The organism is Brachybacterium tyrofermentans (assembly GCF_014897585.1).
Taxonomy (GTDB): domain Bacteria; phylum Actinomycetota; class Actinomycetes; order Actinomycetales; family Dermabacteraceae; genus Brachybacterium; species Brachybacterium tyrofermentans.
This window is the reverse complement of record NZ_JABUXW010000016.1, coordinates 78,490-93,552: the sequence shown is the minus strand read 5'-3', so window position 1 is coordinate 93,552 and position 15,063 is coordinate 78,490. Positions and strand designations below refer to the sequence as shown.

General features: G+C 70.2%; 14 protein-coding genes. 10 read left to right on the top strand and 4 right to left on the bottom strand.

From position 1 onward, the window contains the following. Positions 1-7: 7 nt before the first annotated feature. The 3 genes from INT49_RS13105 to rlmB all read left to right on the top strand — a co-directional run bounded on the left by INT49_RS13105 (position 8) and on the right by rlmB (position 3,063). On the top strand, positions 8-490 hold the full coding sequence (locus INT49_RS13105; protein ID WP_193118189.1) for a phage holin family protein: 483 nt from the start codon (positions 8-10) through the stop codon (positions 488-490). 141 nt (positions 491-631) lie between these two features. Further along, the gene (gene cysS / locus INT49_RS13100) at positions 632-2,071 is read left to right on the top strand and encodes a cysteine--tRNA ligase (RefSeq protein WP_193118188.1); all 1,440 of its coding nucleotides are present in this window, start codon (positions 632-634) and stop codon (positions 2,069-2,071) included. An 11-nt stretch (positions 2,072-2,082) separates the two neighbouring features. Then, positions 2,083-3,063 (top strand): 23S rRNA (guanosine(2251)-2'-O)-methyltransferase RlmB, encoded by a 981-nt coding sequence (rlmB, locus tag INT49_RS13095; protein ID WP_193118187.1) that lies wholly within the window; start codon positions 2,083-2,085, stop codon positions 3,061-3,063. 119 nt (positions 3,064-3,182) lie between these two features. On the opposite strand, the gene yczE is transcribed toward rlmB, so the two are convergent. The 3 genes from yczE to INT49_RS13080 all read right to left on the bottom strand — a co-directional run bounded on the left by yczE (position 3,183) and on the right by INT49_RS13080 (position 6,434). Then, on the bottom strand, positions 3,183-3,932 hold the full coding sequence (yczE, locus tag INT49_RS13090; RefSeq protein ID WP_319021617.1) for a membrane protein YczE: 750 nt from the start codon (positions 3,930-3,932) through the stop codon (positions 3,183-3,185). 17 nt (positions 3,933-3,949) lie between these two features. Beyond that, the gene (locus tag INT49_RS13085) at positions 3,950-5,191 is read right to left on the bottom strand and encodes a DUF4032 domain-containing protein (RefSeq protein ID WP_193118186.1); all 1,242 of its coding nucleotides are present in this window, start codon (positions 5,189-5,191) and stop codon (positions 3,950-3,952) included. A 157-nt stretch (positions 5,192-5,348) separates the two neighbouring features. Further along, complete coding sequence (locus INT49_RS13080) at positions 5,349-6,434, bottom strand: ABC transporter ATP-binding protein (RefSeq protein WP_193118185.1); 1,086 nt, start codon at positions 6,432-6,434, stop codon at positions 5,349-5,351. 296 nt (positions 6,435-6,730) lie between these two features. On the opposite strand from INT49_RS13080, the gene INT49_RS13075 reads away from it, so the two are divergent. Together INT49_RS13075 and INT49_RS13070 are read left to right on the top strand one after the other, a co-directional pair. After that, entirely contained in the window at positions 6,731-7,408 is a 678-nt protein-coding gene (locus tag INT49_RS13075) for a peptide deformylase (protein WP_193118184.1), read from the top strand. Positions 7,409-7,510: 102 nt separating this feature from the next. Continuing rightward, the gene (locus INT49_RS13070; protein ID WP_193118183.1) at positions 7,511-8,263 is read left to right on the top strand and encodes a hypothetical protein; all 753 of its coding nucleotides are present in this window, start codon (positions 7,511-7,513) and stop codon (positions 8,261-8,263) included. 173 nt (positions 8,264-8,436) lie between these two features. On the opposite strand, the gene INT49_RS13065 is transcribed toward INT49_RS13070, so the two are convergent. Further along, positions 8,437-8,949, bottom strand: a complete 513-nt coding sequence (locus INT49_RS13065) for an inorganic diphosphatase (RefSeq protein WP_193118182.1) — start codon at positions 8,947-8,949, stop codon at positions 8,437-8,439. A gap of 66 nt (positions 8,950-9,015) precedes the next feature. On the opposite strand from INT49_RS13065, the gene INT49_RS13060 reads away from it, so the two are divergent. The 5 genes from INT49_RS13060 (at position 9,016) to folE (ending at position 15,062) form a co-directional block, all read left to right on the top strand. After that, positions 9,016-10,425 carry a D-alanyl-D-alanine carboxypeptidase/D-alanyl-D-alanine-endopeptidase gene (locus INT49_RS13060; RefSeq protein WP_193118181.1) on the top strand — a complete coding sequence of 470 codons (1,410 nt, stop codon included), beginning with the start codon at positions 9,016-9,018 and terminating at the stop codon, positions 10,423-10,425. A gap of 67 nt (positions 10,426-10,492) precedes the next feature. After that, on the top strand, positions 10,493-11,587 hold the full coding sequence (gene tilS, locus INT49_RS13055; RefSeq protein WP_193118180.1) for a tRNA lysidine(34) synthetase TilS: 1,095 nt from the start codon (positions 10,493-10,495) through the stop codon (positions 11,585-11,587). Between the two features lie 44 nt (positions 11,588-11,631). Beyond that, the gene (hpt, locus tag INT49_RS13050; RefSeq protein ID WP_193118179.1) at positions 11,632-12,186 is read left to right on the top strand and encodes a hypoxanthine phosphoribosyltransferase; all 555 of its coding nucleotides are present in this window, start codon (positions 11,632-11,634) and stop codon (positions 12,184-12,186) included. Between the two features lies 1 nt (position 12,187). Then, a complete protein-coding gene (ftsH, locus tag INT49_RS13045) occupies positions 12,188-14,494 on the top strand; it encodes an ATP-dependent zinc metalloprotease FtsH (RefSeq protein ID WP_226850471.1) in 2,307 nt (768 codons plus the stop codon). A gap of 1 nt (position 14,495) precedes the next feature. Then, positions 14,496-15,062, top strand: coding sequence for a GTP cyclohydrolase I FolE (gene folE, locus INT49_RS13040; RefSeq protein ID WP_193118178.1), 567 nt, complete (start codon positions 14,496-14,498; stop codon positions 15,060-15,062). The last annotated feature ends 1 nt before the right edge of the window (position 15,063 follow it).

Genomic DNA, 15,063 nt, shown 5'->3' with positions numbered 1-15,063 from the left:
TCTGACCATGATCAACACCACGAACGATCCGAGCACACCGCCCACCCAGCGGTCCATCGGTGAACTCGTCCAGTCCATCCGGGACGAGCTCCTCGGCGTTGTCCATCACGAGATCGACATCGCCAAGAAGGAGATCACCGGGATCGCGATCAAGGCGGGCATCATCGCCGCCTGCGCCGCGGTGCTGCTGTTCCTGCTCCTCTCGGCCTGGGTGATGCTGCTGTTCGCCGCGGCGACCGGCCTCCAGGCCCTCGGGCTGCCCTACTGGGCCTCCTTCCTCATCGTCGCCGGCGTGTTCGTCCTGATCTCGGCGATCGCCGGTCTGGTCGCCTTCCTGGTCTTCAAGAAGATCAAGGCACCGGAGACAACGATCGAGACGGCCCAGTCCGCCGTTGACGCCGTCCAGGGCAAGCGCCGCAGCAACGCCGTCTCCTACGACGACACCTTCGAGGAGCTCTACGGCAAGCAGGTCAGCTCCCGCACGGAGTGATCCGCCGGGGATCCTGCGGACAGCCGGACCCCCTCCCAGGTCTCGCGTGAGCCCGCCGCCGGAGGATCGCAGGGTGATCCCTGCGATCCTCCGGGGCTCCGGAGGCCATGGAGCCGCGACCTGGGCAGTACCCTGGTCTGCGTGACTCTCCACCTGCATGACACCGCCACCCGCCTGACTGCGCCGTTCACCCCGGTGCGCGAGGGGGCGGTGTCGTTGTATGTCTGCGGTCCGACGACGCAGGGCGCGCCCCACCTCGGGCACCTGCGCACCTTCCTCGCCTTCGATGTGCTGGTGCGCTGGCTGGAACGCAGCGGGTACGACGTCACCCACATCCGCAACGTCACCGACATCGAGGACAAGATCCTCGCGAAGTCCGCCGAGGCGGATGTCGACTGGTGGGCCTGGTCGCTGCGCTTCGAGCGTGAGTTCCAGGACGTGCTGGACCGACTGGGGAACCGCAGGCCCACCTACGAGCCGCGCGCCACCGGGCATGTGCCGGAGATGATCGAGCTCATGGATCTCCTCATCGAACGCGGCCACGCCTACGCCGACGGCGAGGGCTCGGTGTACTTCGACGTCGCCTCCCACCCCACCTACGGCTCGCTGACCCGGCAGAGCATCGAGGACATGCAGGACGCCGGCGAGGAGATGGAGCCGGGCAAGCGGCACCCTCGAGACTTCGCCCTGTGGAAGGCCGCGAAGGCCACCGAGCCGGGCACCGCCTCCTGGGAGACGCCGTTCGGGAGGGGCCGGCCGGGCTGGCACCTCGAGTGCTCGGCGATGAGCCGCAAGTACCTGGGGGAGACCTTCGACATCCACGCCGGAGGCCTCGACCTGCGCTTCCCGCACCACGAGAACGAGCAGGCCCAGTCCCACGCCGCAGGTTTCGGCTTCGCGCGGCAGTGGATGCACTCCGGAGTCCTCACCGTGGACGGGCTCAAGATGGGCAAGAGCCTGGACAACTTCGTCACCGCCGCTCAGGCGTTGACGGACCACCCCGCAGCCGCCGTCCGCTACGCCATGGTGAGCGGCCACTACCGGGCATCGGTCGAGTACAACGGAACGGCCATGCGCGAGGCCGAGGTGGTCTGGGAGCGTTTCTCGGCCACGGCCCGCCGCGCCGCGGAGCTGCTCGGCGAGGATCCGCTGGCCGGCCCCGATGCGGATCTCGCCGCCGTCGCCCTTCCGGAGGCATTCGTCGCGGCGATGGACGACGACCTCGCGGTGCCCGAGGCGCTCGCGGTCGTCCACCACGAGCAGGCGGCGTTGAACTCGCTGCTCGCCGCGGGCACGGCAGCGGCGGAGGTCGCCCCCGGGCTGGGCCGCCTGCGCGCCATGCTCGACGTGCTGGGCCTGGACCCGCTCGCCGAGCACTGGGCGAGCACCACCGGCGGCGACGGTGCGGAGCATGCCGCGCTGGATGCGCTGATCACCACCCAGCTGGCCGCTCGCGCAGCGGCCCGCGCCGACAAGGACTGGGCCCGGGCAGATGCCCTGCGGGACGCACTGAGCGCCGCAGGCATCCGCGTCGAGGACGGCCAGGGCGGCGCACGCTGGACTCTCGAGACCACGGACTGAGGAGAACACCCATGGCAGGCAACAGCTCGCGTCGCGGCGCGATGCGCAAGGGCAAGAAGGGCGCGACCGTCGGATCCGGCGGCGTGCGCCGTCGAGCGCTCGAGGGCAAGGGGCCGACGCCCCGCGCCGAGGACAGGCCGTACCACAAGAAGTACTCGGCCTCGTCGGGAAGCGGCACAGGATCCGGCGGCCAGGCACGGCGCAGCGGGCTCAGCACGAAGGGCGGCCGGAAGGCGCCGGGCAGCGACCTGGTGGCAGGGCGCAACGCCGTGCTGGAGGCGCTCGAGGAGAAGGTCCCCGCGACCCAGCTCACGGTGATGGTGCGGATGGATTCCGACGAGCGCGTGCGCGAGATCATGCGCCTGGCCACGGCGCAGGGGCTGCCGATCGCCGAGGCATCCCGCACCGACCTGGACCGGATGACGGACCACTCGGTGCATCAGGGCGTCGCCCTGACCATGCCCGCGTACGAGTACGCCGAGGTCGACGACCTCCTCGGGATCGCCGCAGAGGCCTTCGAGACGCCGCTGCTGGTCGCACTGGACGGCATCACCGATCCTCGCAACCTCGGGGCCGTCCTGCGCTGCGCGGATGCCTTCGGCGCCCATGGCGTGATCCTGCCCGAGCGACGCAGCGCCTCGATGACCGCGAGCGTCTGGAAGGTCGCCGCCGGCGCCGCCGGTCGGGTGCGGGTCGCCCAGGTCACCAACCTCAACCGCACGCTCACCTCCCTCAAGGAGCAGGGCGTGTTCGTGCTCGGTCTCGACGCGGACGGCGACGTCACCTCGCGCGGGCTCGAACTCAGCACCCAGCCCACCGTGCTGGTGGTCGGCGCCGAGGGCAAGGGCCTCTCGCGTCTCGCCCGGGAGATCAGCGACCAGGTGGTGTCGATCCCGATGCCGGGTCGCGCGGAGTCGCTGAACGCCTCGGTGGCCGCGGCCATCGCCCTGTACGAGATCTCCGGGGTGCGGGCGGCGCACGGCCGAGCCTGACCCCTCACGTCGGACGTTTCGAGGCAGTCCACGACAGCAGGGCCCATCCCGGATCGCTCCGGGACGGCCCCTGCTGTCGTGTCATCGTGCTGTCGTGCGCTCAGGCCACGGGTGGCTCCTCAGGCGGGGCCCGCGGGCACATCCGGGTCGGTGCGTCCCTGCGCCGTCCCGCGCTCGGAGCGCTCGGACCCGCGCAGGCCGCGCACCGGCATGATCACGTACGGCAGAGCCAGCTGGATCACCGGACCGAGCCCGACGGCGTACAGGAAGGTCCCCGCCCCCACCGGCCCTCCGAGCAGCCATCCGGTGCCGAGCACGAGGATCTCGAGCACGATCCGCACCGGGCCGACGGGCCGGCCCAGTCGCCGCGAGAGCCCCGTCATCAGGCCGTCGCGCGCCCCGGGCCCGAGCTGCGCCCCGATGTACACGGCGGCGCTGACGCCGTTGATCACCACGCCCGTGACCGCCAGCAGGATCCCTGCGGTCAGGTTGGGCGCGGCTGGCAGCACGAGCATCCCGAGGTCGATGCTCACCCCGACCCAGACGGCATTGGCGATCGTGCCGATCCCGACCTGCTCCCGCAACGGGATCCACAGCAGCAGGACGACGAAGCTGACGGCGATGCTGAGGGTGCCCACGCTCAGGCCCGCGCGGTCGGCGAGCGCCGCGTGGAGCACGTCCCAGGGGGCGCCGCCGAGTCCGGAGCGCAGCAGCATCGCCAGGGAGAACCCGAAACCTGACAGCCCCACCATCATCTGCAGCAGGCGCAGCGGGAGGCGGTCGACCCTCAGCTGGTCACGGAACGAGAGGTTCGAGAGCTCAGAGGCGGGCGCAGGGACGGGCGCGGGGGTGGGGGAGGGCGCGGACACGTCGCAGGAGGGACTGGTCAGGAGCCGAAGATCGGCAGCGCCGAGGTCTCGGTGGTCATGAGCGACTTCTCGTCGGGCCGGTGGATCAGCACGTTGAGGATGTAGTGCCGCACGGTCTCGTCGAGGCTCACGTCGGTCCCGGCCTTCTCGGACAGGAACCACTTGTGCTCGAGCACCTCGTGGAAGAACTCCGGGGGCTCGAGCTTGGAGCGCATCGAGCGGGGAATCGCACGGACCACGGGTTCGTACTGCGTCTGCAGCCACTCGTGCGCGACGAACTCCTCCTCTTCCGCCTGCTGCTCGGTGGCCGCGCCGTACTGGTCCAGCTCGTTCAGGAGCCGGCGCGCCTGGTTCTCCTGCGCGTCGATGCCGGTGAGGCGCATGAGCCGACGGGCGTGGTGACCGGCGTCGACGACCTTGGGAAGGATCGACAGGGTGGTGCCGTCGAGGTCGGTGGTGATCTCGAGCTCGCCCACGTCGAAGCCCAGGCGGTTGAGCTTCTCGATCCGTGCGGAGACTCTCCAGCGCTCGTCGGCCGAGAACCGCTCGCGCTCGGTGAGAGCCGCCCACAGCTCCTCGTAGCGGCGCACCAGGTCGTCGCCCACCTCGACCGGATCGGCCTCGGGGTCGAACATGTCGCCGGCCTGCAGGTCCATCAGCTCGCCGATGATGTTGGTCCGCGCGAGGTCCAGGTCGTAGGCCCGCTGACCGTCGGTGAGCTGCTCGTGCAGGGCGCCGGTCTCGACGTCGACGATGTAGGCGGCGAAGGCGCCGGCGTCGCGACGGAACAGGGTGTTGGAGAGGGAGACGTCCCCCCAGTAGAAACCTTCGATGTGCAGATGCACGAGCAGCACGGCCAGCGCGTCGAGCAGGCGCTGGGCGGTGTCCTCGCGCGAGACCTGGCTGAACACGGCGCGATAGGGGAGCGAGAACTGCAGGTGCCGGGTGACGAGCATGGCGTCCAGCGGCTCCCCGGTGGGAGTCGTGCGCCCGGAGATCACGGCGAAGGGCACCACGGAGGGCACCCCGATGCGCCCCAGCAGCCGGAGCATCTCGTACTCGCGCTTGGCGAGGTTGTGGTTGATCTCCTTGAGGGCGAGGACGCGCCCGGAGACCCGCACGAACCGCACTACGTGACGAGAGATGCCGCGGGGGAGGGCGGCGAGGATCTCCTCGGGCCAGTCCTCCAGCGGCTGGTCCCAGGGGAGGTCCAGCAGTTCGGGATCGGCCCGGGACGCAGTGATCTCCAGGGGTGCCATGGCGCCATTGTCTCCCGTTCCGGGCCGCAGTGCCCACTCATCGCGCTTTTTTCACCGCTGGACTACGGAAACCTCACGCCGTCTTCCCGGAATCGTGGGGACGACGACGGGCGCCCGGCAGAAGCCGGACGCCCGTGTCGAGTGCGCTGCGGGGAGATCAGTCGCCCAGGCGCTGACCGTTCTTCGCGTCGAAGAGGTGGATGTGACCCTCGCTCGGACGGAAGTAGACGGTGTCGCCCTTCAGCGGGGGGTTCCGGGCATCGACACGCGCGATGAACGGCTTGGCCGTCTCCTCGCTGCCTGCACGGCGACCGTAGATGAAGGCGTCCGCGCCGAGCTCCTCGACGAGGTCGACCTCGACGGCGATGCCCTGGTCGTCCCCGACGAGCTCGAGATCCTCGGGGCGCACGCCGACGGTGACGGAGGTCTCGTCGGTCGCGGAGAGGGTGGCCCGGTCGACCGGGATCACAGCGCCGCCGAACTCGACGCCCTGATCGGTGAGCTTCGAGTCGAAGAGGTTCATGGCGGGGGAGCCGATGAAGCCTGCCACGAACACGTTGTTCGGGTGGTCGTACATGCGACGCGGGGAGTCGATCTGCTGGAGCACGCCGCGATCGAGGACCGCCACGCGGTCGCCCATCGTCATGGCCTCAGTCTGGTCGTGGGTCACGTAGACCGTGGTGACGCCGAGGCGACGCTGCAGCGAGGCGATCTGCGTACGGGTGGACACACGGAGCTTCGCGTCGAGGTTCGACAGCGGCTCATCCATGAGGAACACCTGGGGGGAGCGGACGATCGCACGACCCATGGCGACACGCTGGCGCTGGCCACCGGAGAGCGCCTTGGGCTTGCGGTCGAGGTACTCGGTGAGGTCCAGGATCTCGGCGGCGTCCTCGACGCGCTTGCGGATCTCTGCCTTCGGGTTGCCGGCGATCTTCAGGGCGAAGCCCATGTTGTCGGCCACCGTCATGTGCGGGTACAGAGCGTAGTTCTGGAACACCATCGCGATGTCGCGGTCCTTCGGCGGGACGTCGGTGACGTCACGATCGCCGATGAGGATGCGGCCGGCGTCGATCTCCTCGAGGCCGGCGAGCATGCGCAGCGAGGTCGACTTGCCGCAACCCGACGGGCCGACGAGGACGAGGAACTCGCCGTCGGCGATCTCGATGTTCAGGTTGTTGACGGCCGGGGCCTCTTGGCCCGGGTAGACGCGCGATGCGTTGTCGAAAGTCACTGTTGCCATGGTGGTACTCCTTCACCGGCAGGTACGTGCCGGACGGTCCGTTGTGAAGTGATGGTCACCGGTCTCGATCGCCCCTCGCGGGGAGGTGCGTCCTTGCACCGGCTCGGTGAGTGTATCCCACGTCTCATCGTTTCGGAAAACCCTGTCCAGGGGTGTCGCCATCGGCCGGGCGCCCGTTCTCGGCGAGGCCTGCGCTGCAGGTCGGAGTGCAGGTCGGAGCATAGGTAGGGGCGGAGGGTCGAGCGCCGGCCGGGCAGCTCGACGGTGACGGGCGGGAGCTGCGGGATACTGGGCGGGTGGATACCACTGAGCTGACCCGGAAGATCCTCGACCGTCGCGAGAAGGAGACCGATCCGCTGCGGATCGTGCAAGCCGGCCATCCGGCGCTGCGACGCCCTGCGCTGACCGCAAACGGTCGCCTGGCCACCGACCTCCTGCTGGAGCTGGTGGACGCCATGACGATCACGATGCGCGAGGCGCCGGGCGTGGGCCTGGCCGCACCTCAGGTGGGGCTGCCCCTCGCCCTCTACGTCATCGAGGACCGGTCCGAGAGGGAGGAGGAGGGCGAGGAGGATCCCCTGGAGCGCTCACCCGTCGCGCTGCGCGCCCTGCTGGACCCGCAGGTCGAGCTGCTGGGGGAGCAGCGCGTCTATGCCTGGGAGGGATGCCTGTCCGTGGACGGCTGGCAGTCGATCGTGCCCCGGTCCCGGCGGGTGCGGGTGCGGGCCGTCGAGCTGCTCCCCGGTGGTGAGCTGCGGGAGATCGACGAGGAGCACCAGGGCTGGCCCGCCCGCATCCTGCAGCACGAGACCGACCATCTGGCAGGCACCCTGTGCCACGACCTGATGGTGCCGCGCTCCTTCATCGATGCGGGCTACACGCCGCACTACGAGGACCTCAGCGAGGCTGTGCGCCTGCTCGACCTGCGTGGCGAGATCACCCAGCTCGCCGCGGGCCAGGTCGTCGTCGGCTGATCGCACTGCCTGTCGTCGGTCGATCGCACCGCCCGTCGTCGGCATCCTGCCAGCCGAGGGCGGTAGCTTGGCCCTGTTCACGACACGAGACGAACGGAGCCGATGGTGAGCAAGAGCGACCAGAACACGCCGGAGATCGATCAGGATGACAGCGGTGAGCTCCGCGAGGAGCTCGACGAGCGCTGGCTCTCGGTGATCGACGCCGCGCTGAAGGTGCAGACGCCCCTGGCGCACAGCTATGTGCGGCGGCTGCGTGCGAAGCACCCCGAGGACACGCCGCGACAGCTCCTGGAGCGGGCCACCGGGCGCTTCGCGGGCCTGATGACCCTGACCGGGGCGGGGATCGGCGGCGTCGCCGCATTGCCCGGACTGGGTACGGCGGCAGCTCTCGGGCTGACCGTCGGCGAGGGCGTCTCCTTCGCCGAGGCCTGCGCCTTCCTGACCCTCGCGGCCGCGGAGATCCACGACGTGGACATGTCGGACAAGCACACGCGCCGGCTGGTGCTGATGGGCGTGCTCAGCGGTGAGCGGGGAACCGAGATAATCGCCAAGGCGATGGGCAAGCAGGGACTGCAGTGGAACGCCGTGCTCGGCGGGGGCGGCGGCGGCTTCCTCCCCGGTCTGGTGAGCAAGCAGATCTCCCGGTACGTGCGCCGGCGGGTCGTGGCGCGCTCCAGCAAGCTGTGGCTGGGTCGGCTCCTGCCCTTCGGCGTGGGGGCCGTCATCGGTGGCTTCGGGGCGCGATCCGTCTCGAAGTCCGTCGTCGACGCGATGCTGGAGATCTTCTCGCAGGCCCCGACCCTCGAGGGCGAGCTCGCGGACTCCGGCCCGCGGGCGGATCGCCTGGACCGCTGAGGCTCGCAGCCTGAGGGCACCGGGACACCGGGGGCACCGGGGCAAAGCGCCTCGAGGGAGAGCGCCACTGGGCAGCAGGCCGCAGGACCAGCAAGAGAGGGCCGACCCCGCGGGGCCGGCCCTCTCCTGCTGTCCGTGGACAGGACGGTCACACCGGGGCGACCGCCCGGTGATCACACGTCCTGCGTGAAATCGTTCTCGTGCTCGGTGCCGACGGCACGCTGGTAGGAACGGCGGATCTCCGCCTCCGCGTCGCTGCGGCCCTCCCAGTGAGCGCCCTCGACGCTCTTCCCCGGCTCGAGATCCTTGTAGACCTCGAAGAAGTGCTGGATCTCCAGCCGATGGAACTCCGAGACATCGGTGAGCTCCTGACGACGGACCTGACGGCGGTCACCGACAGGCACCGCCACGATCTTGTCGTCGCCGCCGGCCTCGTCGCGCATGCGGAACATGCCGAGCGCGCGACAGCGGATCAGGCAGCCCGGGAAGGTGGGCTCCTCGAGCAGGACCAGACAATCCAGGGGATCGTCGTCCTCTCCGAGAGTGCCCTCGATGAACCCGTAGTCATCGGGATAGCGAGTGGCGGTGAACAGCATCCGGTCCAGGCGGATACGCCCGTTGTGGTGGTCCACCTCGTACTTGTTCCGGTTCCCGCGAGGGATCTCGATGGTTACGTCGAATTCCACGACAGCCGCTCCGTTGCTCCGGCCCTGTGGGCACTGGTTCTGACCCGGACACCATATCGTGGGGTCATGGTGGGAACAGTATCCGAGCGCATATGGCGCACGACGGCGATCGTGCTGTGCGCTGTCGTCCCCGGGAGCTTCTACCTGATCGGGGATCTCACCGACGCCTTCCCGGGCGTGCTCACGGTGCGTGGCGCGCAGGAGGGTCCGCAGGCCGGGCCGCAGGCGCAGGCCGAGGACTGGGAGCGGATCCCGGCCGCCGCGCCGGGCCCGGAGGTCGCCCCTGAGCCGGACCTCGAAAAGGCTGCTGACCTGGAGAGACGCATGGCATCGCATGCGGAGGATCCCGTCGTCGCCGGAGGGCTCGCCTTCAGCGTGGTCGACGCCGATACCGGGGAGGTGCTCGCCGCTCGGGATGCCGATGTCGCGCGGACCCCGGCCTCGACCATCAAGCTCCTGACCGCCGCCGCCGTGCTGCGCCTCTATACCGGGGACGAGGTGCTCACCACCCGCGCCACCGTCGAGGACGGTCTCGTCACGCTCCAGGGAGGCGGTGACATGACTCTCAGCGAGGAGGACCTGCGTGATCTCGCGGTCAAGACCGTCGCGCTCGCGACGGAGCAGGGCAGCACCGAGGTCTCCCTCGCCCTGGACGACTCCTACCTCGCAGGCGGCGCCAATCCCGCCTGGGGGAACAACGGGGCCGCCGGCGGATGGGTGACGCCGACGGCCACGCTCGCCCTGGACGAGGGGTGGCTCGACGGGCAGCAGTACGGACCCAAATCCATGGATCCCGCCGGTGACGCGGCCCGCCGCTTCGCCGAGCTGCTCGAGGAGGAGGGGCTCCCGGTCGCCGGGAAGCTCACCACCGCCCAGGCGGCGGACGAGGCCCCGAGCGTCGAGGTGCACTCGGCGCCCCTCTCGGAGATCGTGCGCCACACCCTGCAGATCTCCGACAACACGACCGCGGAGCTGCTCGCGCATCTCGTCGCCGACGCGCGGGGCGAGGAGACGACCCCGCAGGGAGCTGCGGCCGCGGTCGAGGCGGAGATCCGGGATCTCGCCGCGGAGATCGGCGTGAGCGAGGAGGATCTCGCCGCGCTCGAGATCCACGACGGCTCCGGCCTCTCGCGGCAGGACAAGGTGCCGCCGGCCCTGTTCTCCGCGGTGCTCGCGCACGTCGCCTCCGGGGAGGAGTCCGCACTGCAGCAGATCCTCTTCGACATCCCGATCGCCGGGCTCTCGGGGACCCTCACCGAGCGCTTCGCGGCCGATGACACGGACCTCGCCCGCGGTCTCGTGCGGGGCAAGACCGGCTATCTCGGAGGCGCCGCCACCCTGGCCGGGGTCGTCGTGCTGCCGGACGGTCGGACGGCGGGCTACTCGATCGTGGTGCACGGCTTCGACGGGGCGGACGCCGTCGCGGCCCGCGAGGCCGTGGATGCCGTCGCAGCCGAGATGGTGAAGGTCGCCTGATGCGGGAGGTCTCCAGAGGGAAATGGTCCTGTGAGGGAAGCGGTCGTCTGATGGACGTGGTCCTCTGATGGCCGGGCCCGCCCCCGTCGTGGCGCGCGCACGGACCTCCGTCAAGGTGGCGCTCGCGAGCCGGCTCGAGCAGCTGGCCGACGACACCGCGGCCGGTCAGCTGTCCCCGCGGATCCTCGTCGGGCTCAGTGGGGGAGCGGACTCGCTCGCGCTGCTGGCGACGGCGGCCTGGGTCGGGTCACGGATGGGCCTGGAGACCGAGGCGGCGATCGTCGACCACGGACTGCAGGAGGCCTCGGCCTCGGTCGCGGAGCGGGCGAAGGCCCAGGCCGAGCGGCTCGGTGTCGCCGCGCACGTGCTGCGGGTCCACGTCGATCCCGCAGCGGGCGGAGGCCTCGAGAAGGCCGCCAGGGAGGCACGGCACAGTGCGCTCGACGCCCTCCTCGAGGATCGCGGCGGCTTGGCCCTGCTGATGGCTCACACGCTGGATGACCAGGCCGAACAGGTGCTGATGGGGCTCGCACGGGGCGCCGGCCCCCGTGCCCTCGCGGGGATCCCGCGCTCCCGCGGCGCGCTGCTGCGGCCCTTCCTGGGCAGCGGCCGCGACGAGACCACGGCGCTGCGCCGGGCCGACACCGAGGAGATCTGCCGCCTCCACGACCTGGAGTGGTGGGAGGACCCGATGAACGCCGATGAGTCGATGCTGCGCGCCCGGGTGCGGCACCGGGCGCTGCCGCTGCTGCGGGAGGTGCTCGGGGAGCAGATCGACGAGAACCTCGCCCGTACCGCGGACCTGGTGCGACCGGATGCGGACCACCTCGATGCCGAGGCGTCGGCTCTCCTGGATGCCCTGGTCCGGGACGGGGGCGAGCTGCGCGAGGAGCGGGACCTGCTGCTGCTGGACGTGCACGCGCTGACCGCTGCCCCCGGGCCCCTGCGTACCCGGATCCTCCGGGACGTCTCCCGTCGGGCGCGCCGGATCGCCGAGCCGGCCGGGGCCCCGTCGGGCGCGAAGTCCTTGCTGCGGCGCCAGGTGCTCATGATCGATGCGCTGGTGGTCTCATGGCATGGTCAGGCTTCGGTACCCGTACCGGGTAGGATCGAGGTCGCTCGCCGCGACGGCCTGTTGGTGTGGCGCCGTATGGATCCGTGAGTCGCGGCGGACGCACCCCACCACGTTCCCTGGAGGAGATCCGCGTGCCTCAGACGCACCACCACCCCGATGTCGAACGGGTCCTGCTGGACGAACAGCAGATCCGCGAGAAGGTGTCCGAGCTCGGACGCCGGATCGCCGCTGACTACGCGGACGAGCCCCCGATCCTGGTGGGCGTCCTCAAAGGCGCGGTGATGGTGATGGCCGACCTCGCCCGCACGATCGACCTGGACGTCGAGATGGACTGGATGGCGGTCTCCTCCTATGGATCCGGCACCAAGTCCTCCGGCGTCGTGCGGATCCTCAAGGATCTCTCCGCGGACATCGACGGGCGCAATGTGCTCATCGTCGAGGACATCATCGACTCGGGCCTGACCCTGAAGTGGCTGCTGTCGAACCTGCGCTCGCGCGGCCCCAAGAGCGTCGAGGTCGCCGCCCTGCTGCGCAAGCCGGAGGCGGCCCGCGTCGAGATCGACGTCAAGTATGTCGGCTTCGACATCCCCAACGAGTTCGTGATCGGTTACGGGCTCGACTACGCGGAGGCCTACCGGAACCTCCCCTACGTGGGCGTGCTCAAGCGCTCGGTCTACGAGGACTGACATGGCGGACGACTCCTCCAAGAACGAGAACAAGACCAAGAACAAGGCCGCCGCGGCCGACAAGTCCGCGAAGTCTGCGAAGTCTGCGAAGGGCGGCAGGTCCAAGAAGCGTCGGCCCTTCACCGGGGTCGCGATCTGGATCCTGGTGGCGCTGCTGCTGGGGATGGCCCTGTTCTCCCTGTTCGGTCGCGACGGCTATCAGCAGGTCGACACCCAGCAGGGTCTCGAGCTGCTCGAGGGCGGCACCGTCGACCAGGCCAAGATCATCGACGGCAACCAGCAGCGGGTGGACCTGGTGCTGACGAAGAACTTCGTCGACGGCGAGGAGGACAAGGGCAAGCAGGTCCAGTTCTCCTACGTCGACGCCCGCGGCGACGACGTCGTCGAGGCGGTGCAGAAGGCCGACCCGAAGAAGGGCTACACCGACGAGATCGCCACGAGCCCGTGGTGGTCGACGCTGCTGCTCTCGTTCCTGCCCCTGCTGATCTTCATCGGCCTGTTCTGGTTCCTGATCATGAACGCCCAGGGCGGCGGCGGCAAGGCCATGCAGTTCGGCAAGTCCAAGGCCAAGCTCTTCAACAAGGAGGCCCCGCAGGTCACCTTCGCCGACGTCGCCGGCGCGGAGGAGGCCGTCGAGGAGCTCGACGAGATCAAGCAGTTCCTCGTGGACCCGGGCCGGTACCAGGCGGTGGGCGCGAAGATCCCCAAGGGCGTGCTGCTCTACGGGCCTCCCGGGACGGGTAAGACCCTGCTGGCCAAGGCGGTCGCCGGTGAGGCGAACGTGCCCTTCTACTCGATCTCCGGCTCCGACTTCGTGGAGATGTTCGTGGGCGTCGGCGCGAGCCGCGTGCGCGATCTCTTCTCCACCGCGAAGGAGAACGCCCCGGCGATCATCTTCATCGACGAGATCGACGCCGTGGGCCGTCACCGCGGCGCCGGCATGGGCGGCGGGCACGACGAGCGCGAGCAGACCCTGAACCAGATGCTGGTGGAGATGGATGGGTTCGACGAGAACCAGAACGTCATCCTCATCGCCGCGACCAACCGCGTCGACATCCTCGACCCCGCGCTGCTGCGCCCGGGCCGTTTCGACCGGCAGATCGGTGTGGAGGCCCCGGACCTCAAGGGCCGCCTGCACATCCTCGGTGTGCACGCCAAGGGCAAGCCGCTCGAGCACGACGTCGACCTCGAGGCCGTCGCCAAGCGCACCATCGGGATGTCCGGTGCGGACCTCGCCAACGTGCTCAACGAGGCGGCGCTGCTGACCGCCCGCAGCGGCAACCAGATCATCGACGACCGCGCTCTGGACGAGGCCATCGACCGCGTGTCCATGGGGCCGCAGCGCTACTCCAAGGTGATGACCGAGCGTGAGCGCCAGATGACCGCGTACCACGAGGGCGGTCACGCCCTGGTCGCTGCGGCGATGAACAACTCCGCGCCGGTCACCAAGGTGACGATCCTGCCGCGCGGCCGGGCCGGCGGCTACACGATGGTGGTCCCCACCCAGGACCGCAACTACCAGTCGCGCAACGAGCTGCTGGACCGCCTGGCCTACGCGATGGGCGGCTACGCCGTGGAGGAGAGCATCTTCCACGACGTCACCACCGGTCCCAGCTCGGACCTGCAGAACGCCACCAAGATCGCCCGCGCGATGGTCATGCAGCTCGGCATGAGCGACAGCGTCGGCCAGGTCGCGCTCTCCGGCGAGCAGGACGAGGTCTTCGTGGGCATGCAGCAGGGCCAGGCGCCCCGCTTCAGCGCCGAGACTGCGAGCATCATCGACCAGGAGGTGCGCCGCCTGCTGGACACCGCCCTGGACGAGGCCTGGTCCGTGATCGTGGAGAACCGCCACGTGCTCGACCGCCTGGTGGAGGAGCTCCTCGAGAAGGAGACCCTGAACGAGCACGAGCTCGCCGCGATCTTCACGGACGTCACGAAGCGACCGCTGCGCGAGGTGTGGCAGTCCAGCCAGGAGCGCCCGGCGCTCGCGGCCCCGCAGGCGGGCAGCGGCACCACGGCGACGGGGGCGGAGTCCCACGACGCGGGCGAGCCCCTCAGCCCCGGTGCCCCCGAGCTGCCGCACCCCGGTGACGACGGCCCCTCGATCCCGGGTGCGCCGCATGGCGACCTCCCCGGCGGCGGCGGAGGCTATGGTCCCGGAGGCTCCGGTCCCGGTGGCTACGGCCCCGGCGGATCCGGCGGCTACGGCTCCGGCGGCTACGGTCCGAGCGGGGACCAGGACGGGAACTCCGGCTACGGGCCCTCCCGCCGCGACGATGCCCCCGAGGGCGACGGGACGGCTCGTTGAGATGACCATCGATCACCCCCGCGTCGAGGCGGCGGTCCGGGAGATCCTCGCCGGGATCGGCGAGGATCCGGACCGGGACGGCCTGCAGGACACCCCGGCCCGGGTGGCGCGGATGTATGCGGAGGTCTTCGAAGGGCTCGACCAGGACGCCCGGGAGCCGCTGTCGACCACTTTCGACATCGACCACCAGGAGCTCGTGCTGGTGCGGGACATCGGCTTCCACTCGATGTGCGAGCACCATCTGCTGCCGTTCGTGGGCACCGCGCACGTGGGGTACATCCCCGACGGCGGCGTGGTGACGGGGCTCAGCAAGCTCGCCCGGCTCGTGAACGTCTACGCCCGCCGGCCGCAGGTGCAGGAACGGCTCACCTTCCAGATCGCCGACGCCCTCATGAGCGAGCTGGGCGCGGCCGGTGCGATCGTGGTGATCGAGGCGGAGCACATGTGCATGTCGATGCGGGGCGTGCGCGCCGAGGGCGCCCGCACGGTCACGAGCGCGGTGCGCGGCATGCTGCGCGACAGTTCCAGCACCCGGGCCGAGGCCATGAGCCTCATCAACCGGGCGTGAC